We start from the raw sequence: 25,992 nt of genomic DNA, 5'->3' as shown, positions 1-25,992 counted from the left end.
CCATAACGCTGCGATCATCGATGATCACAGCGGTGACTCTCATACGTGGGGCGCGGACTCTCATACGCGGGGCGCTGTTCGTTGGTGCGGCACGGCGTCGGAATTACTTCCAGGTGTATCGCGCTTCGCGCTCAAACCTGTTCAGGCGCCTCGGGAGCGGACGCCGCGCGTTCCTCGCGGCGGTGGCTCCGCTCCTGCCGGAGCGGCGTCCGTTCCGCTCGGCTTACTTCCAGGTATAGATCACGAACTGGTCCGGGTCCGGCTGGAAGCCGTTGGAGGAGCCGTCGGGGTTCGAGCGGGTGTTCTCGTCGACGTACTTGTAGATGAACTCGCGGCCCTGGCCCATGTCGTGGTTCCAGCTGTCGCCGGTGCGCTCGGAGGACACGTAGCTGAAGCGCTGGTCCAGTGACGCGTCGGCCTTCCAGACCGTGCCGTTGTCCAGTTGGGCCATGAGTCGGTCGCGGGTCAGGTTCACCCCGACCGCCTTCGCGGCCTGGGCGAAGATGTTGATGCCCACGTAGCCGGCCTGGACGATGTGGTGGTTCGCGCCGTCGTTGGCGCGGGCGTACTTGTGCATGGTCGCGATGAACTCCGGACCCCAGAGCTTGTAGGTGGTGTTGGTCCAGTACCGGTTCAACGGCCACTTGCCGAACAGGGAGCCGAGCACCTCGCCGGCCAGGTGGTTCCCGCTGATGCCCTTGGGCGGGTAGTAACCCTGCTGCTGGGCCTCGACCATGAACTTCACGACCGTGGCCGGGTTGATCACGTAGTGGATGATGTGGTCCGGCGCGGCCGCGCGCATCGCGAGCACGTAGGCCGACATCGAGGTCTCCGAGATGGACACGTCGGCGCGCTTGACCATCTTCGCGCCGGAGGAGTCGACGATCTTCTCCACCTCGTTGCAGGCCAACTGCATTTCCGGCGACGTAAGGCAGATCAGTCCGTAGCTCTTGGGCTTGATGACGTTGACGGCCCAGTGCGCGCCGGCCATTGCCTCGTGGATCATCGACATGTGGGTCGGGAACATGAACGGGTCCTGCCACTCGGTCTGGGAGTAGGCCCAGGCACCGACATACGGCAGGTGCTGCTGCCTCAGGTCGTCGTGGACGGAGGCCGTGGCCCAGTCCACAGCGGAGACCAACGAGAAGATGTGGTCCTCGCCTGCCAGCTTCTTGATGCAGGACTTGGCGCGGGCGACCTCACCGGGACCGTCGTCGCAGTCCGTGATGGACAGGCGCCGGCCGAGCACGCCGCCGCGGTCGTTGATCGCTGACGCGGCCGCGAGGTTGCCGCGGACCATCGGCAGCACGACGAGGTTGCCCAGCGCCATGCCGTGCATGTTCACCGAGCCGAGCTTGATCTCGTCCTTGGTGACGCCCTGGTCGGTCACACCTTGCCTGGCGTCGTAGACCTTCTGGTCCGCCGCGGAGGTGTTTGCCGCCGCCGGTTGAACCGCGGGCTTGGCCGCGGCGGCGCTACCGGAAGCCTTCGACTCCGAAGCGGTCGAGCCGGCCTTGGCGACCGTCTTCGTCGCGACCTCCTTGGTCGAGGCCGACGAGGTGGTTGTGGACTTGGCCGGGCCCGCCGGCGCGGCGGCCGCCGAGGCCGGTGCTGCTGCGGCGGCTGCAGCAGGGGCAGGCGCGTTCGCGGCGGGTGCCGCGGCTGCAGCGACCGGGGCGGGTGCCTGGGCCGCGGTGGCCGACCCGGATCCGTTGGAACCGCAGGCCGAGACGATCAGCGCGAGGCTGGCGCACACCGGGACTGCGAGCAGGGCGCGGGAAGCACGTGACCGCTGCACGAGAGGTCTCCTCCGACAGATGTGACTGTTACGTCGCAAACATAAGCCGGTTGTGTGCCCCTCGCAACCCTTCACATCCGGATCGCGTCGGGAACGTCGTGTCACGTGGCTTGATGTGCGGACAGAATGTTTGCGACGACGTCGTCATGCACGGCTCGATCCAACTGTTGACTCGGGCTGCGTCCGGACGGCATTCTCTTTCCACCGAGCAAATGATCGGGAAGTCCTGAACAAGGGTGGAGCGGCATGACGGAGTTGGTCGGCCTCGATCTGGCCGCGGTGCAGGAGTTCCTGGGGGCGCGTCGGCCCGATCTCCTCACGGGTCCGCTGCGCGGGGAGCTGATCTCGGGCGGGCGGTCGAACCTCACGTACATGCTGACCGACGGCCATCGGCGCTGGGTGCTGCGCCGGCCGCCGCTCGGGCACGTGCAGGCGACCGCGCACGACATGAGCCGGGAATACCGGATGATCGCGGCGCTGGACCCGACGGAGGTCCCGGTGCCACGGCCGGTAGTGCTGGCCGACGACGACGTGATCGGCGCGCCGTTCTACGTCATGGAGCACATCGACGGGGCTGTGCTGCGCTCCCGTGAGCAGCTCGCGCTGCTGTCGGGGACGCAGGCGCAGGAGTTGGCCGGCTCGCTGATCGACGTGTTGGCTTGCTTGCACCGCCTGGACTACGCGGCGGTCGGGCTGTCCGGGCTCGGTCGCCCCGAGGGCTACCTGGACCGGCAGGTGGCGCGCTTCTGCCGGCAGCTGGGTCAGCCCGGCAGTCGGGACCAGGCGGGCGTGATCGCGCTGGGCGAGCGTCTCGGCCACGGGCTTCCACAGGGGCAACGGGCCGCCGTGGTGCACGGGGATTACCGCCTGGACAACGTGGTCATGGCCGACGGGTCGATTGCCGCGGTGCTGGACTGGGAGATGGCCACCCTCGGCGATCCGCTGGCCGACCTGGCGATCACGCTGATGTGGTGGGACGGGCTCTGCGGCCTGGACAGCCCGGTGGCAGCGGTCCCCGGGGAGATGCCCGGGTTCCCGAGTGGTGAGTTCCTGGCGGAGCGCTACGCCGCGGCGACCGGATACGACCTGGCCGATCTGCCGTGGTACCTGGGATTCGCGTACTGGAAGACCGCGGTGATTTTCGAGGGCATCCACCACCGGGCCGGGGAAGGACTGACCGTCGGTGAGGGCTTCGATCGGATCGGGGAGCTGGTCCCGGCTCTGATCGAGCGGGGTACCGCCGTGCTGGCCGGGGTGTGAGCCCGGCCAGGACGGAGCCGATCCTGAACTGAGCTGGCGTCAGGACCCCAGCACAGCAAGCAACTCCGGGTGTCCGCCGATCTCCTGGCACCAGATCCGCAGCTGACCCAGGTACGGGTCCTGAGCCAGATCGGCGGGCTCGGCGAGCAGCGCTCCGTCGAAGATCTCCCCGGTGCCGCCGTCGACCGTCACGGTCCGTCCGGTCAGCGCGGCCACCAGACCGTCGCCGCAGCCGACCACGCACGGCGTCCCGAGTTCACGGGAAACCAGTGCGGCGTGGGAAGTCGACCCGCCGTGCTCGGTCACCACCGCGACGCTGGCCAGCATGCCGTGCACGTCGTCGGGGCTGGTGCTCGGCCGCACGAGGACCACCGGCACGTCCGCCTCGGCGAGATCCTGAGCCTCGTCGGGGTCGGTGACGACCCGCCCGGTCGCGACACCCGGGCAGGCCGGTTCGCCCCGCGCGAGCAGCACGGCGGCGGCGCGGACCTCGGCGGACAGGTCGGGGGACAGCACCCCGGCCACCTGCGCCGGGCTCACCTTGCTCAACGCCTCCGCCGGGGTGATCAGGCCGTCCACGGCCAGTTCGACCGCGATGCGGACCGCCGCGCGCGGGGCCCGTTTCGCCGTGCGGGTCTGCAGTATGTGCAACTTCCCTTGTTCGATGGTGAACTCGATGTCCTGGACGTCGCGCTGCTCGCGTTCGAGCATCGCCGCGTGCGCGAGCAGGTCGGCGTGCACGGCGGGCAGGGACGTGCGCAACGCGTCGAGCGACAGCGGGGTGTGGCTGCCCGAGACAACGTCCTCGCCCTGCGCGCGCGGCAACCATTCGCCGTATCCGGTGGGCTCCCCGGTCAACGGGTTGCGGGTGAACAGCACCCCGGTGCCGGAGTCCGCGTCGAGGTTGCCGAACACCATTGCCTGCACCGTCACCGCGGTGCCGCACTCGCCGTCGATGCCGTGGTGCGCCCGGTACGCCTGCGCCCGCGGGGAGTTCCAGGAGCGGAACACCGCGGCGACCGCCTGCTCCAACTGCTGCCACGGGTCGGCGCCGGCCGGCTCGTCGGTGCCGAGCAGGGCGCGGTACTGCGCGTCGAAACGGCGGCGCAGTTCGGTGACCCAGGCCGGGTCGCCGCCGTCGGCGACCATCCCGGCCGCGGACGCGTCGTCGAGGCCGAGATTGAGCAGGGTGTCCATCATCCCCGGCATGCTCATCGGGGCCCCGGATCGCACGCTGACCAGCAACGGTCGGGCCGGGTCCAGGAAACCGCGCCCGGTGGCGACCTCCAGCGCTGCAATGCCTTGCCGCAGCGCCTCGCGCAGATCGTCCGGAAGGCTTCCGGTGGCGAGGAACTGACGGCATGTCACGGTGGGCAGCACAAAGGCGGCAGGCACGGGCAGGCCGAGGGCGAGCATCCGGTTGATGCCCCACGCCTTGCCGCCGAGCTAGTCGCGGCCGGCCTCCACCGTGCCGTCGAGCATGATCATGCGAGTGGCGGTAGTACTGGTCATGCGGAGGCTCCCAGGGCCGAGACGGTGCGGACGGCAAGCAGGCCGCCGTCCAACGGAAGGTCCACCCCGTTGACCCAGGAGGCGGCAAGGGACAGCAGGAAGACCACGACAGCGGCGATCTCGTCGGCGGTGGCGTGCCGGCCGACCAGATCAGCCGCGGCATCGACACTCGCGCCCATGGAGGTGCGGAAGTCCTCGATGATCGGGGTCTGCACCGGGCCCGGGCTCACGGCACACGCCCGCACCCCGGCCGCGGCGTGCTCGGCGGCCAGCACGGTGGTGTGTGCGACGAGCAACTTCTTGGACAGGTCGTAGGCGGCGGAGTCGGAAATGCCTTCTGTGCGGGCGAACTCCAGCACGTCGGCGTCCGGTCCGGTCGCCAACCGCCAGGCCGTCGCGTCGTCGACGCCGGGTCGACGCCCCGCCAGCGATGCCACATTCACCACCGCGCCACCCCGCGGCAGTCGCGGCGCTAGGCCCCGCCCGAGCGCGCGGGCGGCCAGGAAGTTCACCCTGAGCACGGTCTGCGCCGGCGCGGTGCCCGGTACCCCGGCCACGTTCGCCACCCCGGCCAGATCGCCTGCCTGCGCGATCAACCGCGCGACTGCGGCGGGGTCGGACAGATCGGCCGCGACGATGCCGGGCTGCTCCGCCCGGTCGACGGCCAACACCTCGTGACCCTCGGTCCGCAGGCGATCGGCCACCGCCGCCCCGATGCCCGAGGCCGCACCGGTTACGAGGTAGCGACTGCAGTGCTGGTCGGTTCGCTCGCTGCGCTCACTCACGCCAGCACCGCCTGCACCTCGAGGAATTCGGCGAGCCCCCACGGACCGAGTTCGCGGCCGACACCGGAAAGGCCGAAGCCGCCGAACGGGGCGTCGAGCCGTTCCCGAGTGCGGACCCCGTTGACCTTGATCTGACCAACCCTCAGTTTACTTGCCACACGAGAGATCCGTTCCGGGTCGCGGCCCCACAGCTCGGCCGACAGACCGTAGGCGGTGCCGTTCGCCAGTGCTACGGAGTGCTCGTCGCCGTCGTGTCCGAACAGCGTCAGCACCGGGCCGAACACCTCCTGCTGGGCGATCTCCGCGGCCGGGTCGACGTCGGTGAGGATCAGTGGGGCGAACCACGGTGCCGCCATGGTGTCCTGGCCGGTCGCGACCAGTCGCGCGCCTGCGGCCAACGCCCGGTGCACGAACCCGCTCACCCGCTCGTGCTGGGCCAGGCTCGCCAGCGGACCGAGGTCCGTGGCCGGGTCGTCCGGGGCGCCGACGCGCAGCCCGGCAACGGTTTGCGCGGCGATCTCCTCGACGCGGCCCAGGGCGGCTCGCGGGACCAGCAACCGCGTCGGGGCGTTACAGGCCTGCCCGGAGTTGGTGAAGGCGGCGCGCACCGCGCGTGGGATCACCTCGTCGAGATCAGCGTCATCGAGCACGATCCCCGCCGACTTCCCGCCGAGTTCCAGCGCGACCCGACGCAGCTTGGCGCCGGCCAGCGCGCCCACCCGGCTGCCCGCGGCGACCGAGCCCGTGAACGAGACGACGTCCACCCCGTCGTGCCCGACCAACGCCTCACCGGTGGTCGGGCCGCGCCCGTGCACCACGCCCAGCACGCCGGCGGGCAGCCCCGCCTCGATTCCCAGGCGGGCGAAGGAATCGCAGCCACTCGGGGACAGCTCCGACGGCTTCAGCACCGCGGTGCAACCGGCCCCCAGCGCCGGACCGAGTTTGGTCGCCGCCTGGTAGACGGGCATGTTCCACGGCGTCACCGCCGCGACCACACCGGCCGCGACGTGGTGCACCTGGTAGCCCTCGTGGGCCGAGCTCCACTCGAACTCGCGGATGTTGCGCGCCGTCCGGCGCAGCACGCCGGCGGGTAGTTCGGCCTGCGTGATCCGCGCCAGCGTGATCGGCATGCCCATCTCGCGGGTCACCGACGCGGCCAGGTCCTCGCCGTGCTCGGCGACCAGGTCGGCCCACCGGTCGAGCACCTGTGCCCGGTCCTCGACCGCGCTGCTGGACCAGTCGGCGAAGGCCGTGCGGGCTGCCGAAACAGCGGCCTCGACCGCTGCCGCGTCGGCCTCGACGACCTTCGCCACCACCTCGCCGGTGGCAGGCGAGACGACCTCGATGGTCACCGGCGCACCTTCGATCGCCGGTGCGACTCGAAGGTGGCCGGCACTGTGACATTGATTCGTTCGCCGCGCTCGCTCATGCCGGCACGGCCGTGCGACGCTCGACGGCCGCGGTCAGGTGCTTGATGCCGCGGAACCAGTTGCTGGCAAGGCGATCCGGTTCGCCGAGGATCCGCACCGTCTGCCTGCGCGCGACCAGGCGTTCCAGCAGCACGCGCATCTCCAGGCGGGCCAGATGCACACCCATGCACGAGTGGATCCCGTAACCGAAACCCACGTGCTCGTTGGGAGTGCGCTCGGGGCGGAATTCGTGCGGGTTCTCGAACTCACGCGGGTCGCGGTTCGCCGCAGCGAACCACAGCACCACCTTCTCGCCGGCCCGGACGGTGCGGTCGTGCAGTTCCACCTCGGTCACGGCGGTGCGGCGCATGTGCATCACCGGGCTGATCAGCCGCACCATCTCCTCGATGGCCGGTCCGACCACCTCGGGGCGCTCGGCCAGCGTTCCCCAGTGCTGCGGGTTCGCGGACAGCAGGGCCAGCCCGCCGGAGATCAGGTTGCGGGTCGACTCGTTGCCGGCCACGGTCAGCACGAGGAAGTAGGGGTCGAGGTCGACCCGCTGGATCTGCTCCCGGTTCATCTTGGCGTTGGCCAGCACGCTGACCAGATCGTCGCGCGGGTCGGCGCGGCGCTTCTCGACCAGTTCGTGGAAGTAGTCGAACAACTCCACCCGCGCCCGCTCGGCGACCTCTGGCCCGGCGGCGTACTCCGGATCGAGAGAGCTGAACGCGTTGGTCCACTCGACGAGCTTCGGGCAGTCCTCCTCGGGCACCCCGAGGAAGCGGCCGAACACCAGGATCGGCAACCTCACGGCGATCTCTCGGACCAGGTCGAACTCCGCCCCGTCGTCGACCCGGTCGAGCAGGTCGTCGACCGCGGTGGCGATGCTGTCGTGCAGCGGGCCGACCAGGCTGGGCCGGATCTTCGGCGCGACGATCTTCCGCAACGCGGTGTGCCGCGGCTGATCGCTGTTGTGCACGCTGGCGTGCCCTTCGCCCTCGGCCTTGCGGTCGGCGATCTGCGTGCCGCGGCCGTTGATGAACCGCTCGTGGTCCTCGGCGACGGCGCACACGTCGGCGTAGCGTGTCAGCGACCAGAAACCGGCTCCGTCCGGCTCCGGGTTCCAGTGCAGCGGGTCGTTCTCGCGCAGGTCGTCGAAGACGGCCTCGGCGCGCCCGGTGAGAAACGCATCGAGTGCGAGCAGGTCATGAGGCGCCATCGCCACCCTCTCTTTGTGACCACCAAATCACATTTTGAACGGGCCCACAAGACTCTCCGCAGGCTGTTCCTGCGCCGCTAGTTCGCCTATTCTGTGACCAACGCGTCGCAAAAGCTCCGGAGGTCGCCGATGTACCCGGGCACGTTCGCCGACACTGCCGCCGGCCGGCCGGCCGTCATCCTGCACGGCGGGGGTCAGCAGACCTTCGCGGAGCTGGACGCCCGCAGCACCCGACTGGCGCGCCTGCTCGCGTCGGCCGGTCTCGGCCCCGCAGATACCGTCGCGCTGGTGCTGGAGAATCGACTGGAGTGGGGCGAGGCGGTCTGGGCGCCGCTGCGTTCGGGCATGTGGGTCGCGCCGCTGAACTGGCACCTCGGTGCGGCCGAGTTGGAATACCTGGTGCGTGACAGCCGGGCCTCCGCGCTGATCACCTCGGCGGCGCGGGTCGCCGAGTTCGGTTCCGTCGGCGACGTGCCGCACGTCTTCGTGCTCGACGAGCCGGCGTACGAGGCGGCCCTGGCCGTCCAGTCGTCGGACCGTCGGGAGGGCGAGATCCTCGGCGCGCGACTGCTCTACAGCTCGGGCAGCACCGGGCGCCCCAAAGGGATCCGTCAGCCGCTGCCGAACGTCCATCCGGCGGACAGCCCGCCGCGGCTCGGCGGCCTGGTCGAGCGGCTCGAACTCGACGCGGGCGCGGTGTTCCTCAACGCCGCTCCCTGCTACCACGCCGCGCCCTTCCAGTTCTCGCTGATCTGCAGTTCCATCGGCGCGACCATGGTGCACCTGGCCCGCTTCGACGCCCAGACCTACCTGGAGGCGATCGCGACCCATCGGGTCACCCACGCCCAGGTCGTGCCGACGATGCTGGTCCGGCTGTTGCGACTGCCCGCCGACGTCCGCGCGGCCTACGACCTGTCCTCGTTGCGGGTGCTGGTCACCAGCGGCGCCCCGTGCCCGCAGGAGCTCAAGGCGGCGGTGGCCGCCTGGCTCGGTCCGGTTGTCCACGAGTACTACGGCGCCTCCGAGGGCTACGGACAGACCCACGTCTCCCCGACCGAGGCGGCGCAACGCCCCGGCACGGTTGGTCGGGCCATCGGCGGGCAGCTGCACGTCACCGACGACGACGGGGCCGAACTGACGCCGGGTCAGGTCGGTACCGTGTGGTTCTCCGGAACAGCACAATTCGAGTACGACGGCGACGCGGAGAAGTCGCGGGAATCCCGTAACGAGCGCGGCTGGACGACCGTCGGCGACCTCGGCCGCCTCGACGCCCAGGGGTATCTCTTCCTCACCGGCCGGCGTGGCCACACGATCATCTCCGGCGGGGTGAACATCTATCCGCAGGAGGTCGAGGACGCGCTGATGGTCCATCCCGACGTGTTCGACGTGGCCGTGGTCGGCGTGCCCGACCCCGAGTGGGGTGAGGCGGTGCACGCCCTGGTGCAACTCTGCGTCGGGATCCAGGTGGGGCCGAAAACCGCTGCGGGGCTGGTCGAGCACGTGCGTGAGCGCCTGGCGCGCTTCAAGGCGCCACGAACCATCGACTTTGTCGACGACCTGCCGCGCCTGCCCAGCGGCAAACTGAACCGGCCCGCGCTGCGGGCGCAACTGGACCGGAGGACCCCGATGACCCGTGGCGCCGAACTCGGTGTCCTGCATGTGTTGCGCGTGCGTGGCGCGACCGACCCGGCGGCGCTGCCGCGGCTGACCGGCCTGGACGGACCGGCCGTCGAAGACGTGGTGGGCAAGGCGGTGGCCGCTGGGCACGCCCTGCTTCGCGAGGGACGCGGCGTCACGCTTCGGCTGACGCCGGAGGGCAAGGAGCACGCGGCGGCGCTGCTGCGGGCGGAGGCGACGCCGGAGAGCACCGCCGCGGTCGAGGCTGTGTACATGGACTTCCTGCCGCTGAACACCGAGCTCAAGGAGCTCACCACGGCGTGGCAGATGCGCGACGGGGAGCCGAACGACCACACCGACGCCGACTACGACGCAACCGTGATCGAGCGGCTTGCGGCCGTGGACGCAGGAATCGCCGCGGCCCTGGCAACCGAATCGCCGCTGAGCCGCTACCGGCCCCGATTCGCTGCCGCACTTACCCGGGTGCGGGCCGGCGAACTGGCCGCCTTCGCCCGGCCGATGGCCGACTCGTTCCATGACGCCTGGATGGAACTGCACCAGGACCTCCTGTTCACGCTCGACCGCGAGCGCAGCGCCGCCGACGGCCACTGACCCTCGTCTTGCGACTTCTGCTGCCTGTCGCACGTATCGGACCGCGATGAAAGGTGCGACAGGCAGCAGAAGTGGGGAGGGTCAGACCGCGGCGGGTGTCAGCGCTACGTCGAGGGCTGCGGCGACCGCGGTCGCCGAGGTGTCGACGAACTCGGCGAAGGTCGGCCGCAATGCGGTCACGGCCACAATCCCGTCCAGCACCGCCGCGCTGTCGCCGGCCAGGGCGCCGGCCCCGGGCAGATTGCGGTGGCGGATCTCCAGGAACTCCGCGCTGCGGGTGATCCGCACGCTGTGGATGCCGCGCGTGGCCAGGGGAACCACTGCCGCACCGCGCAGTGCTCCCAGGTCCAGGTCCGGAACGTTGACGTTCAGCGCAACCCCGGCAGGCAGGTTCGGCCCGTGACGCTCCAACAGCAGCACGGCAACAGCGGCGGCGGTGTCCAACCGGGCGCCCGGCTCCGGACCGCACGAGATCGCCACTGCGGGCAGTCCGGCCGAGGCGGCGGTCAGCGCCGCGCCCACGGTGCTGCTGTGCAGCACCGAACGTCCGGTGTTCCAACCGGGGTTGATGCCCGCGAGCACCACGTCCGGTTCGAGGTCGAACAGGCCGATCGCCGCGCACAACCCGGCCATGGCGGGCGGGGCGTCGAGTGCGTAGGCGGGCACGGTGAGGCCGTCGAGTTCGACGCGCTCGTAGCGGATCCGGTGGCCGTCGGTCAGGTCGCCCAACGCCGTCCCGCTGCCGCTGAGCTCCACCGCGGGTGCTGCCACCACGACCTCGTGGCCGGCGATGTGCAGCGCGAGCGCGAGATGATGCAGGCCCGGGGCATGAATGCCGTCGTCGTTCGTCACCAGAACCCGCACGGACGCCCTACCTTCCAGCCAGCCGCAACTTGCGACTACTCAGTTACTAAGTTTCCGGCCAGCGGGCGTGAAAGTCCAGCGGAGAAGCGTTGACGGATGGCTCGCGGTGGCAGAAGATGTGAGTGACCAGTCACAGACTGAGAGGTGCTCTTGGACGGCGACGTCGCCGCGGCGATCGATTCCGTGGTCGGTCTCGACCCGCGTCCGCGAGTGGGCAACGCTCGTGGGCAACGGACCCGGGCGCTGCTCGTCGAGGCGTCCGCGGCCTGCTTCAGCGAGTACGGCTACGAGCGCACCCGCATCGCCGACATCGTAGGCCGCTGCGGGGTCTCCCAGGGGAACTTCTACCGACACTTCGACTCCAAGCGCGAGATCTTCCTCGAGGCGCTGCGGCCGGGCCTCGACGCGCTCCTGCAGTCCTCCCGGCGCAACGGCCTCGAGGGCCAGGAGGACGAGAAGGCACTGATCGCGGTGACGATCGCCTACCTGCAGACCTACAGCCGCCACCGGCACCTGCTGCGGGTCATGCGGGAGGCCGCCGCGGTCCGCTCCGACGGGTTCGACGAACTGTGGCTGCGCCTGCGCTCCTCATTCGTGTCCCGCACGCAGACCTGGCTGGAGACTCTGCACGCAGCCGGCCGCATCGGAGCCGGCGACTTCGCGATGCTCGCCGAGGTCCTCGGCGCGATGGTCGAGCAGGTCGCCTACGTCCAGATCGGACTTCCCGAGAAAACCCCCCGCACCGAGGAGATCCAGCGCATGGGGCGCGCGCTGGGCGAGGTCTGGCACCGCGCCCTGCCCCCACTCGCCATCTGACGCATCGTCACGTCCCACCGCTGGAGGGCTCTGTGCACGCCTGGCCACTGACCGACACCGCCTCGACCGTCTTCCCGCTCACCTCGCGGGCCAACGTCGGCGAGATCTTTCCCGACCCGATCACGCCGCTCAACGCCTCGACCGGGTTCTTCAGCAACCTCGAGGTCGGCTGGCGCGACGCCTTCGTCGCGACGGGCGCGTGGAACCACGACCTGTACGACCCGACGGTCGAGAGCAACCCGATCGCCTGCTTCAGCGGCTACATCTACATCAACATGAGCCTGATGCGCCTCTTCGGCGTCCGGGTCCCCGGCTTCTCGCCGGAAGCCGTCGACCTGCAGTACTTCGGCGACATGCCGGGCATCCCCTCGTACGAATCGGAACGACGCTACTTCGACGAGGACGAGGCGTGCTCGGCCCGGGCCGGTGCCTGGCTGGTCACCGAGGTGCTCGGCGCCACCGACCTCGCCCCGTTCGACGCCGACCGCGCGCGTGTGCTCGACGTCCGGGCGAACCGGCCGGACCTGCGAGGGCTGTCGGACGCGGAACTCGCGGCCCGGATCACCTCGTTCAACGCGGACCTGCGGCACTTCTTCCGCAACCACATCGTGGCCAGCCTCGCCGCCGGCGTCGGGCTCGGTGCAGTGGCGCAGGTCAGCGCTGCCGTCGGTCGTCCGGAGCTGGCCCTGACCCTGGTCGCCGGTCTCGGCGACGTGGACTCCGCGGGCGCCTCGGCGGGCATGTGGCGGCTGTCCCGCACGGTGCGCGCGGTGCCCGCCGTGAGCGCGGCGTTCGCCGCCGGGACTCATGGTCTGGTGGAGCGGCTGCGCACCGCCGGCGACGAGGCGACCAAGGGCTTCCTGGTCGAGCTCGACACGTTCTTGGACGAGTGGGACTTCCGCGGCCAGAGCGAGTGGGAACTGCGGGTGCCGACCTGGGGCACAACGCCCGAGCTCGCGCTGCGCACCGTCGACCGGCTGCGGCACGTGGGGGACTCCGAGGCCCCGGAGCCGAAGAACCGGCAGCGGGCCGCCGAGCGGGAGGCTGCCGCGGCCGAGGTCCGCGCGATTCTGGCCGGCAACGAGGCCCTGCCGCAGTTCGAGGCGGCGCTGCATGCGGCCGCGCTCTGGGTGCGTGCCCGCGAGCGGCAGCGTACCTCCGCGGCGATGCTGATGCACGAGCTGCGACTGGCGGCGCTCGAACTCGGCCGCCGTGCGGTTGCCGCCGGCGTGATCGAGGACCCCCGGCTGGTGTTCATGCTCTTCGCCGACGAACTCCCGTCCTGGGCGGCCGACCCCGCACCGTTGGTGCCGACGCTGCGCGAGCGCGAGCGGGTCTACCTGGAGCTGTTCGACTACGAGCCCCCGTTCGTCGTCAACGGCCAGCCCGCGCCGTACACCGAGTGGGCCCGCCGCGACGCGCATGTGGTGGAACCGCTCGCTGCCGGCGATGTGCTGCCCGGTGTCTCCGGCTGCCCAGGGGTCGTGCGCGGCCGGGCCCGGATCGTTCTGTCGGCCGATGAGGCCGACGAACTCGAGCCCGGCGAAGTCCTTGTCGCACCGCTGACCGACCCATCGTGGACGCCGCTGTTCGTCGGCGCGGCCGCCGTGGTGGTCAACGTCGGCGCGCCGTTCTCGCACGCCGCGATCGTCAGCCGCGAACTCGGTATCCCCTGCGTGGTCTCGGCGATCGACGCCACCGCGCGGATCCCGAACGGCGCCCTGCTCGAGGTCGACGGCACCACCGGTCGCGTCACCGTTCTGGAGCTCTGACCCGCTAACGAGCGGTTCGTCCGGCGAGGAAAACCGAGTCTTTACGTGCGGTGCCTCAATGCCCGGCCGTACCTGCCGACACATCTCTCGTGGCCGAAGCGGGAAAGCACCGCAGTCCCGAACACCGCAGTCCCGAACACCGCAATTCCCGCAGCCGACCGCGGCGCCGACAGTTCGCGGTGCCGAGATCGCGGGTCGCCGTGGTCGGTGGGCTGTTGGGCATGGTTGTCCTCGGCTGCGGGCTGGCCTCGCACTTCGCCGTCTCGGCCGCGGCCTCCGACGGTCTGACGGAGGGCCCGACCGCGAGCACCGCGGCTGCCGCAACCGCGGACGCGATCGCTGCCTCGACGTCGGACGCCGCGGTCACGGCCTCCCTGGCCGCGCTTGCCCAGGCCACAACCGCGGCAGGCACGGTGAAGGCCAAGGTTGCGCCGCTCACGGTGCCGGCTGCCCCGGTGGCCCCGGCCGGGCAGGTGCTCAACACACCAGCGATGGCGCGGGCCACGCAGTACATCGGCACGGTCGGCCCGTGGGCGCACCTGTGCCTGAGTTTCGTCCGTACGGTCTTCGGCCTGCCGATGGAGCAGGCCAGTGCGATCTCGGCCTGGAATGCGGCGCAGTACAAGCACATCGGGGACTTCAACCCGCCGGCCGGGGTCCCGGTGTTCTGGTCGGGCGGCACCAGCGGTGCCGGGCACGTGGCGTTCTCGATGGGCAACGGCTGGATCGTCACCACCGACTACCCGGTGCCCGGCGGCGTCTCGGAGGTGCCGCTGTCCTACATCTCCGCACTGTGGCACCTGCAGTACCTGGGCTGGACCGAGGATCTGGAGGGCTCCCGGGTCTACACGCCGTGATTCTCAGGCGGGGAGGATCGCCTTGCCCCACCAGTCGCCGGGGCCGGACAGGCCGGGCGGCACCGCGAACAATGCGCTGCCGGTGTGGCGGATGTACTCGTTCAGCGCGTCGTGCGCGCCGAGCCGCCGCTGGATCGCGACGAACTGCTTGTCCGGGTCCTTCTGGTAGGCGATGAAGAACAATCCGGCGTCGAGCAGTCCGGTCACCTGGTCCATGCCGTCGGTGTAGGAGTAGCCGCGTCGCAGGATCTTCTGTCCGCCGTTGGTGTCCGGACTGGCCAGCCGGATGTGGGCGTTGGCCGGAATGACCGGTTCGCCCGTGGCTTTCGCCAGCAGGTCGGGGACGTCGAACTCGTCCTTGCCGGTCAACGGCGCCCCGGAGCCCTTGGCGCGACCGAAAACCGCTTCCTGGTCGGAGAGCCGATCGGTGTCCCACGACTCGATCAGCATGCGGATGCGTCTCGCGACCAGGTAGCTGCCGCCGTTCATCCAGGACTGGTCGGTCTCCCGGCCGACCCACACGTACTGGTCGAGGTCGGTGGTGCTCTCGGCCTTGATGTTGCGGGTGCCGTCCTTGAACCCCATCAGGTTCCGCGCGGTCTCCTGGACGGTGGAGGTCGACGAGGTCCGGCCGAAGCCGAGTTGCGACCAGCGGATCACGGCGCTGCCCCGGGCCAGGCGGGCGAAGTTCCGGATCGCGTGGAACGCGACCGTGGGGTCGTTGGCGCAGGCCTGAACGCCGATGTCGCCGCCGCTGCGGGCCTTCTCCAACGTTCCGTCGCCGGGCAGGGCGGGCAGTGTCTGCAAGGCCGCCGGGCGGTGCTTGGCCAACCCGAACCGTTGGTCGAACAACGACGGACCGAAGCCGACGGTGATCGTGAGTTGCGAAGCCCCGAGGCCGTCGGCCTCCCCGGTGTCGATCGGGGGAGCCGCGGGGGAAAGCTCCACCGCTCCGATGGGCTCGCCGGTGGTCATCCGTGCGGCGGCCGCGGCCCAGCGGGCCAGCATCAACGTCAGTTGCTTGACGTCGGTCGTGGTGACGTCGAACGCCGCGAACGCCAACCGGTCCTGCGCCGCAGTGGCGATGCCCGCCTGGTGCGGCGCGTAGAACGGCACCGCCGGGACGGCCGGTGCCCCGAAGTCGGTCGCCATCGTGTTGTGCTGCGCCGGCTGCGCGGCACCGAACCCGACACCGCCGCCCACCACGGTGGCTCCGGCGGCAGCCCCGAGCGCGCCGCGCAGGAGGCGACGGCGGCTCGGGGACTGCTCGGTCATCTCGATGCCTTTCGGGGGCGGACGTCGAACCACATTCTGGGTCAGGCGTTGGTGACCTTCTGCGTCACCTGCGACAGCGGTTCCTGGACGGCCTTCACCGCAGCGGCCAGCTTCTGCTTGTCGGCGTCGGTCAATGCCGTATAGAGCGCGAAGCCCGACGCGTTCGCGCCGGTGCGGTAGGTGTTCAGCAGTTGGTTGAGGCTGTCGAACGCGCCGGAGATGGTGTCGGTCATGGACGGATCGATCGCCTTCAACGCCGGCTGCAGCGAGCCGAAAGCCTGCTGGGCGGCCTCGACGTTGTTGGCGAAGTCGAGCAGGTCGATGTGCGAGTACCGCTCCTCCTCGCCGGTGATCTTGGTCTTGGTGACCTCGTCGAGGAGGTCCTGCGCGCCGTTCGCGAGCTCGTAGGGCTTGTAGGTCAGCCCGGAGGTCAGCGTCTGGAGCTTGGTGACGTTGACGACCAGCTTGTCGCCGAAGTCCTTCAGACCGTCGAGGCTCTTGGCGTCGAACAGGCCCTTCTCGATGCGGTGGAAGCCCTGCCACTGGGCGGCGGGGACGCCGTCCTCGCGGGCGTCGATGTCGTTGTCGAGGTTGTCGTCCCCGACCGAGAACGACTCGGCCACCGGCTCGATCTTCTCGTAGTACGGACGGGCCTTCATGTATGCGTTCTGAGCCGCCGTCAGATCGGTGCCGGCCAGGGCGCTGTCGAGATCCTTCGTGGTGCTGACCAGATACCCGACCTGCTCACTGACGTACTTCGCGTACTGGGCGGCGCCCTGCGTCAGCAGGACACTGGTCTGCGTCGAGGCGGCGCTGGGCGCCGTGCCGGTGATCGTCCAGGCGGTCTTCTCCTGCTTCGTGCCCGGGCAGTAGAGGGTGTAGCTGCCCGGGTCGAGGTTCATCGAGAAGGAGCCCGAGAAGCCCGGTGGCAGGTTCTCCTTCTCCCCGATGATCCGCTGGCCGCTGAGCAGTTCGATCTCACTGACCGCGGTGGCGTCCTTGTTGCTCACGTTGACGGTCAACGGCCCGGCCGGGAACGACGTGGCGTTCGCGGAGCACCCGTTCGCGTCGGTGATCGAGACGTCGGCCGCGCCGGGATTCGACGGGGCCGCGCTGCTCGACGGGGCACTGGACGGCTGCGCGGCCGACGACGTCGACGTGGCGGTGGTCTTCGCCCCGCAGCCCGAGGTGGCCAGGGCGAGGACGACGAACGCGGCTGGGCGGAGACCCCGCGAGGGTCGACGCGAAGGTGGCATCGGGGTCACGGCAACTCCTGGACGGAATGTTCGTAGGCGGTGCGGGGGCGAGCTACCGAGGCGCGGGCGACGTCTGACGGTCGGGTCAGCGGCTTGCGGGCACGGCTCGGCCGGGGGATCAGGTGGAGGTACGCGAACCCGGCCAGCGCGAGCGCGGCCAGGACGAGGAGGGTTTCGGCGGCGTGCTGGTGCCGCGTCCGGGAGGCGATCCCGTCCAGGTCGGCAGCGGCGGCTCGTTCGGCGGCCTGCGCGGCGGCGGTCGGCAGCCGGGCGGTCCCGGTGGCGGCGGGCTGCGCCAGCGGCGCCGTCGATCCGTCGGGCCGCACCAGTGCCGCCGCCACGCTCTCGGTCCACGCCAGATCGACGACGCGGTCGGTGGTCGGCTGCACCCAGACCTCGAGGTGTACGGCGTCCTGGTAGTGCACCGGCAGGTCCGACCCGCCGATCGCGGTGCCCAGCGGCAGCCGGCCGCCGTTGAGTTGCGCCAGCCGCTCCAGGGAAAGCTGTTGGGGCAGAGTGGCCGCGGCCGACCCGGTGGCGTCGGCGGTGTATTTGCGGGTCGCCACCGACCCGTGGGTCTCGGTCCCGGCCGGGCTCATCACGATCTCGGCGAGCCCGCCGGCCTGATCGCCCCCGGCGGCCGGGTTGCGGGTCTGGGTCCGGATCGACGGTGGTCCGCCCAGGGGGGTGGACACGACCTGGGCCGACCAGCCCTCGGCCGAGGTGACCGGCGCAGGGGCCGGGATCGTGGGGATAGTCAGCACGAGGATCGCGGCGACCGCCGCGGCCGTCGCGCCGAGTGCGGCCAGGACGACGGCGGCGCGGCGGCGCGGGAAGCGGCGGCCGGCCGGCCAGGCGACGTAGCAGGTGGCCGGGACGGCGTAGAGCGCCCAGCCGATGACCTCGATCGTGACCGGGTGGCCCTGCAGGCCGAGGATCCCGGTGAGCAACGAGGAGCGCACCGAACCGGGCCGGACCAGCCAGGTCAGGTCGACCGTCGTGCCCTGCCCGAACTCCAACCAAGCCGCTTCGTGCGCGGTGTGCAGGGCGTTGGCCACCAGGCCCGCCGCGACCAGTACGAGCACCAGGCCGGTGAAGCGGAAGAAGCGCGACAGGTTGATCCGGACGCCGCCGCGGTAGATCCCGTAGCCCAGCGCGATCGCGATGACGATGCCCAGGGCCGCGCCGAGGCCCGCGTGGCCCGAGCCGGATTCCTGGAAGGCGGCGAGCAGGAACACGACGGTCTCCAGGCCCTCCCGCAGCACCGCCAGGAAAGCCATGAACACCAGTGCCCGCGCGGCGCCGGACCGCGCGCCCATGGCGTCGGCCGTCAGCGCCTCGAGTTGGCCCTTGAGCTCGCGGGAGTTCCGCTTCATCCAGATGACCATGTAGCTGACCATCGCGACCGCGAGCGCGGCGATGACCGTCTCCAGACCCTCCTGCTGCTTCTGCGGCAGGCCCTTGGACAGTTGGTTGAGTGCGACGCCTGCGGCGACGCACAGCGCGGTCGCCGCGGCGATCCCGCCGAAGACCCACCGCAACAGGTCGCTGCGGCCCTGCTTGTTGAGGAACGCGGCGATGATCCCGACGATCAGGGCAGCCTCGAGGCCCTCGCGCAGGCCGATCACGAAGGTCGGCAGCAAGGTCCGCACCCCCGGGTGATCGTCCGACAACAGGAAAGGCTTGCCTAACTAAGGTACGCCTATTCCCGGGACTGATCGGAAGGGGGGAGGGCAAAGTTCCTTATCCGGATTGGGAACTATCAGACCAGTTGCGCAAGTCGTTGAGTGACGCGGCAGACGGGAACTCGCATGGAGAAGGTTGTTGTCGAACAGCGGGGCCACATCCTCGTGGTCACCCTGAACCGGCCCGAGGCGCGCAACGCCGTGGACCACGACGTGTGTCTCGGGGTCGGCGACGCGACCGAGCGCGCCGAGGCCGATCCGGAGATCCGCGCGGTGATCCTCACCGGTGCCGGCGAGGCGGCATTCTGCGCGGGCGCGGACCTCAAGGCGATCGCGCGCGGCGAACGAATCCTCCCGGAGGGCAAGGAGCACTGGAGTTTCGCCGGGTTCGTCAACCACTTCACCAGTAAGCCGGTGATCGCCGCGGTGAACGGCACTGCGCTGGGTGGTGGCACCGAACTCGTGCTGGCCTGCGATCTGGTGGTCGCGGTGGAGACGGCGTCCTTCGGGCTGCCCGAGGTCAAGCGTGGCCTGATCGCCGGCGCCGGCGGCGCTTTCCGTATCGGCCGGCAACTCCCGGCGAAGCTCGCCATGGAGTTGCTGCTGACCGGTCGTCCGCTGTCGGCGGCGGACGCGTTGCGGTGGGGCCTGATCAACCGCGTTGTCCCACCCGGGCAGGCGTTGACGGCCGCGCTGGAGTTGGCCGAGGAGATCGCGGCCAACGCGCCGTTGGCGGTGCAGGGGTCGAAACGCCTTGCCTACGGGGCATCCCCGGCCGGTCGCAGCGACGAGGCCGACCTGTGGGAGTTGACCAAGGCGGAGATCAGGCAGATCCTGCGGAGCGAGGATGCCCGTGAGGGGCCCACCGCCTTCGCCGAGAAACGCGCCCCGGTGTGGAAGGCGCGATGACCAGGTCGCCGGTCGGTTGACGCACCGTCACCTGCGAGGTTCCGGCCGCCGTTGCGGCGGCGGCCGGCGTGCTGACGCACTGGGCGGCAGGGCCCTTGGGGGCCGACCAGGCGCCGTTCTTGATCTGCACGACGAAGTAGCAGTCGGCCGGCTGTGCCCGACCCTTGGTGAAGTCCAACTTGGTGGTCAGCCCGCCCAGATTCTCCCCCTTGACGGCGCGGGCGGCCTTCATCACCGTCGCCGAGGTCAGCGAGTGGTCGGCCGTCGCCGCGTTCTGGGCGATCTTCTCGAACAGTTTCGCGGCGGCCCAGCCGAGGCCCTCGGCCGGGCCGGGCGGCGCTCCGACGTAGGTCGCGAAATCCTTCGTGTACTGGTCGATCGCCGGACTGGTGGCGCCCTGGAACGGGAACGCGGTGTTCGCGACGATCAGGTTGCCCAGGCCGGGCACCGTGGCGGTGTCCTCGCTGGTGGTGATCGACAGTTGCGTGTACTGCGGGTTGTATCCCTGGCGGGAGCAGGACCGCGCGACCCGGGCCAACGTGTTGGGGTCGGCCGCGACGTAGAACAGGTCGACCTTCGCCTCCTGGGCGTTGCGGCACTCGGCGGTGAAATCCACCTGGGTCAGCGAAATCGTCGCCGAGTAGACCAGGTCGGCCCCGACGGACTTCACGTTGTCCGCGCTCAGCAACGGCAGTTGGCTGGTGCAGGCATTCGCCTCGCGGCAGGTCAGGTAGCCGAAGCGCTTCTTGCCGCTCACCTCGACCCCGGCCCGGATCACATTGACCACCTGGGTCTCGAACGCCGGACACTGCGGGAAGAACCCGGGGTTGTCGAACCACTGCGGCACCGAGCAGTCGGTGCCGATCACCGGTACGCCCTTGCCGTCGAGGTAGGAGATCCCGCCCTTCATGGAAAGTGACGCCCCGTTGCCGACGAACGCGATCGCGCCGCGGTTCTCGACCAGGTCGCGGACCGCCGAGGCGTAGCGGGCCGGGTCGCCGCCGTCGTCGACCACGATCACTTGCACCTTGCGCCCGAAGAGGCCGCCGGTGGCGTTGACCGCCGCGGCCCAGGTCTGCACGCCGCGCGGGATTCCGGCCTGTGCCGCCCCGGCCGGGCCGCTGTAGTTGCCCACCGAGCCGATCACGATCGGGCCGGTCTGGCCGGGGGTCCCGACCGTCGCGGGAGCGGCGGGAGCGGACTGCGCGACTGCGGGTTGGGTGCCGGTTTTCTTCTTCGGCGCCGTGGTGGCGGTTGACTTGCCCGCCGCCGGTGCCCGCGTCGCGGCAGGTGTATCGGCAGCGGTGGGAGCGACCGGGGTGGTGCGACCCGTCGCGGCGACCGGCGCCGCCTTGCCCACCATCTGTGGCTTCGCGCCGGGGTCGGTGTCGATCAGTGTCGTGCCCGGTGCTGCAGCCGGGGCGGAGATGCCGTTGGCTGCGCGCACCTCCTCGTCGGTGAACTGGCCGGCGCAGGACGACAGTGCGAGCACGACGACGAGGCCGGCGAGCGCGGCGACGGGTCGCCGGCGCGGGGGCCCTGATCCGATCGGCATCGGAACTCCTTCTTCGGTACGGTCGGGCGGTTCAGGCTGCGCCGAGGTACCGCGCGGCCAGGGCATCGGCATCGAGCTCGGTGGGTTCCCCCGCGAAGTCGACGACGCCCTTTGTCAGCAGGTAGACCATGTCGGCCAGCGCGAGAGCCTTGGTTACGTACTGCTCGACGAGCAGCAGTGCGACGCCGCGCGCGGCCAGGCGACGCAGGAAGTCGAAGATCTGATCGACGACGATCGGTGCCAGGCCCATCGAGACCTCGTCGAGAAGTACGTATCGCGGCGCGGTGAGATAGGCGCGGGTCAGCGCGAGCATCTGCTGCTCGCCGCCGCTCATCGTCCCGGCGAGCTGATCGAGCCTGCGGCCCAGCACCGGGAACGCCTCGGTGGCCTCCTCGATCGTGTCCGGGCGCAGCCTGCCGCCGGCCATCACCCGCAGGTTGTCGCGCACGGTCAGGCCGCCGAACACCGCACGGTTCTCCGGGATGTGGCACAGGCCGCGGCCGGCCAGCACGTGTGGGCGCGCGTGGGTGACGTCGCGTCCGCCGAGAGTGATCGTCCCGGCCGTTGGGTGCAGCAGGCCCGAGCAGGTGCGCAACAGCGTGGTCTTGCCGGCGCCGTTCGGCCCGAGCAGGGCGACGACCCGCCCGGCCGGGACGGTCAGGTCGACCCCGCGCAGGACCGGAGTACCGACGTACCCGGCCTGGACGCCGCGCAGCTGCAGGCTCATGTCCGGGCTCCGGTGAGGACTTTCGGCTCAATCGTGGACCGATGACCGCGAGCGAGCACCGGACCGCGACCCCGCCGGCCTGCGTGCCGGATCGCGTCGGCGGCCAGCCAACGAGACACCGTCGGTCCGAACGTCGAGGCGAACACCGCCAGCCCCCCGAACGCGATGGTCTGCAACTGCACCGTGTTCGGGTCGGTGAAGTAGCTGGGCAGCACGACCAGCACGAACGCGGCGAGCACCGGCGCCAACACCGGGCTGCGTCCCACGAACGAGAGCACAGCCAGCCACAACAGGCTGTTGAACGAGGCCAGGGCCGCCGCGCTGGTGCCGGAGCTCGACACCGACCCGGTGACGCCGACCAGCAGGGCCCCGCCGACCCCGGCGAGTGCGGCCGAGATGCAGAACACCCCGACTCGGGTGATGTTCACCGACGCGCCGTGCGTGGCCAACGCGACCGGCGAATCGGCCAGCGCGTTCAGCAGTCGGCCGAGTCGCGAGCCGCGGATCAGCACGACCAGGGCGATCGCGGCAACCCCGAAACCCAGGCACAGATAGAAATACCCGGTGTCGGAGTCCAGACCGAACAGGCCCGGACGGGTGCCCTCGCGTTGGCCGTACCGGCCGAACATAACGTCGCGGTTGTAGACCAACTGCTCGACCAGGATCCCGAACCCGAGCGTGGCCAACGCCAGGAACAGGCCGGACAAGCGGATCGCGGGGATCGCCACGAACGCGCCGATCGGGATGGCGACCGCGGCCGACGCCAGCACGCCGAACCCCCAGGGCAGGCCCCAGCCGGAGGTGACGTGGCTGAATGTCGTCGCACCGATCGCCACGAACGCGACCTGACACAGCGTCACCTGGTTGGACAGCTCGACCAGCAGGTACAGCGAGGCGTAGATGACGATGAACACCGCGCCGAGGGTGTAGACCGGCACCCGGGTGCTGAACACGTGCGGGACTGCGATCGCGCCGGCCGTCGCCGCGGTCAGCAGGGCCAGGTTCACCGGCGCCGGCAGGCGGAACGGCTCGCGCACGTCGCGGCGGACGGCGCGTTGGGTGAACGAACCGCCCCGGGTGAACACCAGCACGCCGAACAGCACCAGGAACGGCAGGCTGGTGTCGAGGTTGGGCAGGTCCTTCAGGACGTGCACGTTGCGGGTGACCTCCGGCGCGTGCAGCAACGCGGCGGCCACGCCGATCCCGAGCCCACCGAGGAAAGTCCGGCCCAGGTGGGTGAACCGGCCCACAGCGGCCGCGCCGAACGCCTGCACGACGACGAGGGTCAGCAGGACGGCGTCGAGCCCGATCGCCGGCGCGATCAGCAGACCGGACAGCCCGGCGAACGCCGACCCGATCGCCCAGGACTTGACCTGCACCCCGGTCTGGTCGGTGCCGGCCAGGCCGAGCAGTTCACTGTTGTCGACGACCGAACGCATGTGCAGGCCCAGCACGCTGTAGCGGAACAGCGCGCCGAGGGCGAGCACCGCGACCACCGCGACCGCGAACGTGATCGCCTGGTCGTACCCGACGCGGACGTCGGCGACCGTGAAGGTGTCGGTCGGCAGCGGGGTGTCGAGCGGGAACGGCGCGATGCCGTACCGCAACTGCAGGCCGCCTTGGATCGCCAGCACCACGCCGATCGTGGCGACCACCCGCCGAGCCGTGCCCGCGTCGGCCAGGCGCGCCGCGATCAGTGCCAGCACCAGACCGCCGAGCGGTGCGGCGACCCCGACCGAGAGCACGACGGCCAGCCAGGCGGGCAGCCCCTGCCAGTTGCGCAGGTCGTAGAAGATGTAGGCGGTCGCGGCACCGACGGCGCCGTGGGCGAAGTTGAAGATGCCCGAGGTCTTGTAGGTGAGCACCAGTCCGGCCGCAGCCAGCCCGTAGAGCGAGCCGGCAACCAGCCCGATGACGACGAACGGAAGCAGATCGCTCATGCGCAGACCTCGCACGGCAGTCGTCCGGATTCCTCCGGCGCTCCGGGCAGTCGTTCGACGTCCTTGCCCGCGGTCAGTTGGCAGCCGCGGCGATGCGCCCGGACGGCGTTGTGCACGGCGTACCAGGCGAAGTCGACGAACCCGGTCGGCGCGACCCGCGTGCGGACCCGGCGGGCCCCCAGCAGCCTGCGGCGCCGGACCGCAATTGCCCGGTGCGCCCACAGGACCAGCGCTCCGCCGGAGGCGACCGGAAGCACCAACGAGAGCACGGCCAGGGCCACCCAACCGAGTTGGATGTGCACGTCGGTGGTGCGTGCGACGCCCAGCCAGGACGCGCTGAGCAGCGCACCGCCGAGGCAGGCGACCAGGACCACGAACCAGGCCTGGGTCCGCGACCACAAGGCCGGGGACGAGGTCACCCGGTTCTCGCTTCCGCTCGGTGCGCAGGGGGCTCGACGGTGTGGACCACGGGCATCACGGGTACCCGGTCGATGGCGGGCCGGTCGGCGTCGGGCTCCTCGAGGTCGTCGAGCTTGCGCCATTCGTCGCGCAGGTCGGCCGACAGCCAGAAAATCCCACCGAGGCCGAGCAGGAACAGGCCGCCAATCCCGCCGGAGACCAGGTACGGCATCTGTTGGGCCGTCAGTTTCTCGGTGGCGACGCCGTGCCAACCGAGGATCAGCGCGACCGCGCCGGCGAGCACACAGGTCCAGGCGGTGGCGCGGTCCCATTGCACGCGGATCCAGCGCAGCAGGTTCATGGCGCGCCCCCCGACTTCCGAATTCCGCGGAGCAAGCCGATCAGCAGCAGGGCGGCCATCGGCAGCAGCAGGTAGAAACGGGTGAGGTCGAGCCGGGTCACCAACGCGCTGGGCGCGGCCACGGGCGCGATCGCCACGGTGGGCGGGGTCCGCGATTGCGTCGGGTCCTCGGCAGTTGCGCCGGGCGCTGCGCCGACCGCGAGGCTCGCCGGTGCGGCCGCGGTCGCGACCTGTGCGGCGGGGATGTCGTTCGGCTCGGCGGCGGTATTGATGCCTGCCGGAGTGTTCGTCGCGGCGGTTCCGATCAGCTGCGGCAGTGCCCGGTTCTCAACCCGGGCTGCGGTCTGACCGATCGTCACTTCGGCGACGACCTGCTCGATGCCGGAGGCGAACTGCGGCGGTGGGTGCTGGAGGCTGCGGATCCGCAGCCCCGCGCTGGTGATGCCCTCGGCGGTCCGGGTCTCGGGCAGGTAGGCGAGCGTGGTCCCGGAGGCCTGCAGTGCGGCGAGGATCGACTGGCCGGCGGCCGTGGTCGCGGTCAGCGCCCCACCCGGGCCGGCGACGCTCTGGGTGAGCGGGACCCGGGTGCCCGCGACGGTCAGTGCCGCCACGGAGAAGTCCGACTGCAGCGCCAGATCGCCCGACGGGGCACGGGTCGCGGTGGCGACGCTACGCACGCCGTTGACGACGAGTTGGTCGGAGATCGCGATGTCGGTCGCGATTCCCTCGGCGCGAGCGACGAGTTGCCCGGAGGACGTCTCGTAGTGCACGTCGGCCAGTCCGGTGTTGGCGCCGTTGCCGGTGCGCCCGCGGCTGGAGGTCGCGGCCGAGTCGGCCTCCAGCACCACGGGCCCGGCTTCGACTCGCTGCTCGGGTTGGGTCGGGTTGCTGCTGGTGGCGATCAGCGGGTAGGGCGGGAGGACCTTGGAGGTCTGGCCGTTGGACAACCCGGCGATCAGACCGGGGGCGAGCACCGCGGACTGGCTCGGGTACGGGTCGGACGCGAACGCGGTCGACGTGCCCAGCGAGGTCAGCTGCGCCTGGACCACCGAAGCGCCGCCGTCGATCAGTTGGCCGAACACGACCGCGGGCTCCGCGGTGAAGTTGACCGCCACCAGTCGGGCGTCGGCCAGGCCGCTGTAGGTCGAGTCGGCCCGAGCCATGGGGTCGGCCGGGCCGACCACGCCCAGTGCCAGCGCGGCGACGGGCACCAGCAACACGACCGGCCAGGACTGGGCCAGTCGGCGGCCGCGGCGCCCCGAGGTGTGGCTCACACCGCTATTCAGCGTCCACGGACCCCTCTCTGTCAATGTAATTCGATGCCTGATTTTCACGCGTCGGGGAGGTCGGAATCCCGTGTACCG

General features: G+C 70.7%; 20 protein-coding genes and 1 pseudogene. 6 read left to right on the top strand and 15 right to left on the bottom strand.

The genetic code is table 11. The annotated features are described in order from the left end of the window. Positions 1-223: 223 nt before the first annotated feature. The gene (locus VHU88_07330) at positions 224-1,798 is read right to left on the bottom strand and encodes an ABC transporter substrate-binding protein (protein ID HEX3611484.1); all 1,575 of its coding nucleotides are present in this window, start codon (positions 1,796-1,798) and stop codon (positions 224-226) included. A gap of 246 nt (positions 1,799-2,044) precedes the next feature. Here VHU88_07330 and VHU88_07325 point away from each other — a divergent pair, with 246 nt between their 5' ends. Beyond that, a complete protein-coding gene (locus VHU88_07325) occupies positions 2,045-3,058 on the top strand; it encodes a phosphotransferase family protein (GenBank protein HEX3611483.1) in 1,014 nt (337 codons plus the stop codon). Between the two features lie 39 nt (positions 3,059-3,097). Here VHU88_07325 and VHU88_07320 read toward each other — a convergent pair. The 4 genes and pseudogenes from VHU88_07320 to VHU88_07305 all read right to left on the bottom strand — a co-directional run bounded on the left by VHU88_07320 (position 3,098) and on the right by VHU88_07305 (position 7,983). After that, positions 3,098-4,492, bottom strand: a pseudogene (locus tag VHU88_07320) (pyruvate, phosphate dikinase). A gap of 74 nt (positions 4,493-4,566) precedes the next feature. Further along, a complete protein-coding gene (locus VHU88_07315; GenBank protein ID HEX3611482.1) occupies positions 4,567-5,355 on the bottom strand; it encodes an SDR family oxidoreductase in 789 nt (262 codons plus the stop codon). Further along, positions 5,352-6,707, bottom strand: coding sequence for an aldehyde dehydrogenase family protein (locus tag VHU88_07310; protein ID HEX3611481.1), 1,356 nt, complete (start codon positions 6,705-6,707; stop codon positions 5,352-5,354). Before VHU88_07310 ends, VHU88_07315 begins: the two co-directional genes overlap by 4 nt. A gap of 73 nt (positions 6,708-6,780) precedes the next feature. Continuing rightward, positions 6,781-7,983, bottom strand: coding sequence for a cytochrome P450 (locus VHU88_07305; protein HEX3611480.1), 1,203 nt, complete (start codon positions 7,981-7,983; stop codon positions 6,781-6,783). Between the two features lie 129 nt (positions 7,984-8,112). On the opposite strand from VHU88_07305, the gene VHU88_07300 reads away from it, so the two are divergent. After that, complete coding sequence (locus tag VHU88_07300; protein ID HEX3611479.1) at positions 8,113-10,212, top strand: AMP-binding protein; 2,100 nt, start codon at positions 8,113-8,115, stop codon at positions 10,210-10,212. Positions 10,213-10,293: 81 nt separating this feature from the next. Here VHU88_07300 and VHU88_07295 read toward each other — a convergent pair whose 3' ends face one another. After that, positions 10,294-11,076 (bottom strand): 5'/3'-nucleotidase SurE, encoded by a 783-nt coding sequence (locus tag VHU88_07295; protein HEX3611478.1) that lies wholly within the window; start codon positions 11,074-11,076, stop codon positions 10,294-10,296. A gap of 144 nt (positions 11,077-11,220) precedes the next feature. Here VHU88_07295 and VHU88_07290 point away from each other — a divergent pair, with 144 nt between their 5' ends. From VHU88_07290 to VHU88_07280, 3 genes are all read left to right on the top strand, one after another. Continuing rightward, entirely contained in the window at positions 11,221-11,892 is a 672-nt protein-coding gene (locus VHU88_07290; GenBank protein ID HEX3611477.1) for a TetR/AcrR family transcriptional regulator, read from the top strand. 32 nt (positions 11,893-11,924) lie between these two features. Continuing rightward, positions 11,925-13,664, top strand: a complete 1,740-nt coding sequence (locus VHU88_07285; protein ID HEX3611476.1) for a PEP-utilizing enzyme — start codon at positions 11,925-11,927, stop codon at positions 13,662-13,664. A 179-nt stretch (positions 13,665-13,843) separates the two neighbouring features. Beyond that, positions 13,844-14,521 carry a hypothetical protein gene (locus VHU88_07280; protein HEX3611475.1) on the top strand — a complete coding sequence of 226 codons (678 nt, stop codon included), beginning with the start codon at positions 13,844-13,846 and terminating at the stop codon, positions 14,519-14,521. 3 nt (positions 14,522-14,524) lie between these two features. Here VHU88_07280 and efeB read toward each other — a convergent pair whose 3' ends face one another. From efeB to efeU, 3 genes are read right to left on the bottom strand one after another with little or no spacing between them, the layout of a single operon-like run. Next, the gene (gene efeB / locus VHU88_07275; protein ID HEX3611474.1) at positions 14,525-15,796 is read right to left on the bottom strand and encodes an iron uptake transporter deferrochelatase/peroxidase subunit; all 1,272 of its coding nucleotides are present in this window, start codon (positions 15,794-15,796) and stop codon (positions 14,525-14,527) included. A gap of 41 nt (positions 15,797-15,837) precedes the next feature. Further along, positions 15,838-17,052, bottom strand: a complete 1,215-nt coding sequence (efeO, locus tag VHU88_07270; GenBank protein HEX3611473.1) for an iron uptake system protein EfeO — start codon at positions 17,050-17,052, stop codon at positions 15,838-15,840. Positions 17,053-17,057: 5 nt separating this feature from the next. Next, positions 17,058-18,725 carry an iron uptake transporter permease EfeU gene (gene efeU / locus VHU88_07265; protein ID HEX3611472.1) on the bottom strand — a complete coding sequence of 556 codons (1,668 nt, stop codon included), beginning with the start codon at positions 18,723-18,725 and terminating at the stop codon, positions 17,058-17,060. A 138-nt stretch (positions 18,726-18,863) separates the two neighbouring features. Between efeU and VHU88_07260 the strand changes: the two genes are divergently transcribed. Continuing rightward, positions 18,864-19,646 (top strand): crotonase/enoyl-CoA hydratase family protein, encoded by a 783-nt coding sequence (locus VHU88_07260; protein HEX3611471.1) that lies wholly within the window; start codon positions 18,864-18,866, stop codon positions 19,644-19,646. Here the strand turns inward: VHU88_07260 and VHU88_07255 are convergent. From VHU88_07255 to VHU88_07230, 6 genes are read right to left on the bottom strand one after another with little or no spacing between them, the layout of a single operon-like run. Then, entirely contained in the window at positions 19,561-21,201 is a 1,641-nt protein-coding gene (locus tag VHU88_07255) for an ABC transporter substrate-binding protein (protein ID HEX3611470.1), read from the bottom strand. The genes VHU88_07260 and VHU88_07255 overlap by 86 nt on opposite strands. Before the next feature lie 31 nt (positions 21,202-21,232). Next, positions 21,233-21,928, bottom strand: a complete 696-nt coding sequence (locus VHU88_07250) for an ABC transporter ATP-binding protein (GenBank protein HEX3611469.1) — start codon at positions 21,926-21,928, stop codon at positions 21,233-21,235. Next, the gene (locus VHU88_07245) at positions 21,925-23,868 is read right to left on the bottom strand and encodes an ABC transporter permease (GenBank protein ID HEX3611468.1); all 1,944 of its coding nucleotides are present in this window, start codon (positions 23,866-23,868) and stop codon (positions 21,925-21,927) included. The genes VHU88_07250 and VHU88_07245 overlap by 4 nt, the downstream gene beginning before the upstream one ends. Continuing rightward, entirely contained in the window at positions 23,865-24,287 is a 423-nt protein-coding gene (locus VHU88_07240) for a hypothetical protein (protein ID HEX3611467.1), read from the bottom strand. Before VHU88_07240 ends, VHU88_07245 begins: the two co-directional genes overlap by 4 nt. Then, on the bottom strand, positions 24,284-24,628 hold the full coding sequence (locus tag VHU88_07235; protein ID HEX3611466.1) for a hypothetical protein: 345 nt from the start codon (positions 24,626-24,628) through the stop codon (positions 24,284-24,286). Before VHU88_07235 ends, VHU88_07240 begins: the two co-directional genes overlap by 4 nt. Next, positions 24,625-25,902, bottom strand: a complete 1,278-nt coding sequence (locus VHU88_07230) for a hypothetical protein (GenBank protein HEX3611465.1) — start codon at positions 25,900-25,902, stop codon at positions 24,625-24,627. Before VHU88_07230 ends, VHU88_07235 begins: the two co-directional genes overlap by 4 nt. Between the last annotated feature and the right edge of the window lie 90 nt (positions 25,903-25,992).

The sequence above is a fragment of the Sporichthyaceae bacterium genome, from assembly GCA_036269075.1.
GTDB lineage: Bacteria > Actinomycetota > Actinomycetes > Sporichthyales > Sporichthyaceae > DASQPJ01.
This window is presented reverse-complemented; position numbering and strand designations above follow the sequence as displayed.

What these genes read in the sequence shown, in the direction of transcription:
- VHU88_07325 (HEX3611483.1), top strand. Translation starts at nt 2,045, where the DNA reads ATGACGGAGTTGGTCGGCCTCGATCTGGCCGCGGTGCAGGAGTTCCTG.
- VHU88_07305 (HEX3611480.1), bottom strand. Translation starts at nt 7,983, where the DNA reads ATGGCGCCTCATGACCTGCTCGCACTCGATGCGTTTCTCACCGGGCGC.
- VHU88_07300 (HEX3611479.1), top strand. Translation starts at nt 8,113, where the DNA reads ATGTACCCGGGCACGTTCGCCGACACTGCCGCCGGCCGGCCGGCCGTC.
- efeB (HEX3611474.1), bottom strand. Translation starts at nt 15,796, where the DNA reads ATGACCGAGCAGTCCCCGAGCCGCCGTCGCCTCCTGCGCGGCGCGCTC.
- efeO (HEX3611473.1), bottom strand. Translation starts at nt 17,052, where the DNA reads ATGCCACCTTCGCGTCGACCCTCGCGGGGTCTCCGCCCAGCCGCGTTC.
- VHU88_07260 (HEX3611471.1), top strand. Translation starts at nt 18,864, where the DNA reads ATGGAGAAGGTTGTTGTCGAACAGCGGGGCCACATCCTCGTGGTCACC.
- VHU88_07255 (HEX3611470.1), bottom strand. Translation starts at nt 21,201, where the DNA reads ATGCCGATCGGATCAGGGCCCCCGCGCCGGCGACCCGTCGCCGCGCTC.
- VHU88_07250 (HEX3611469.1), bottom strand. Translation starts at nt 21,928, where the DNA reads ATGAGCCTGCAGCTGCGCGGCGTCCAGGCCGGGTACGTCGGTACTCCG.
- VHU88_07245 (HEX3611468.1), bottom strand. Translation starts at nt 23,868, where the DNA reads ATGAGCGATCTGCTTCCGTTCGTCGTCATCGGGCTGGTTGCCGGCTCG.
- VHU88_07235 (HEX3611466.1), bottom strand. Translation starts at nt 24,628, where the DNA reads ATGAACCTGCTGCGCTGGATCCGCGTGCAATGGGACCGCGCCACCGCC.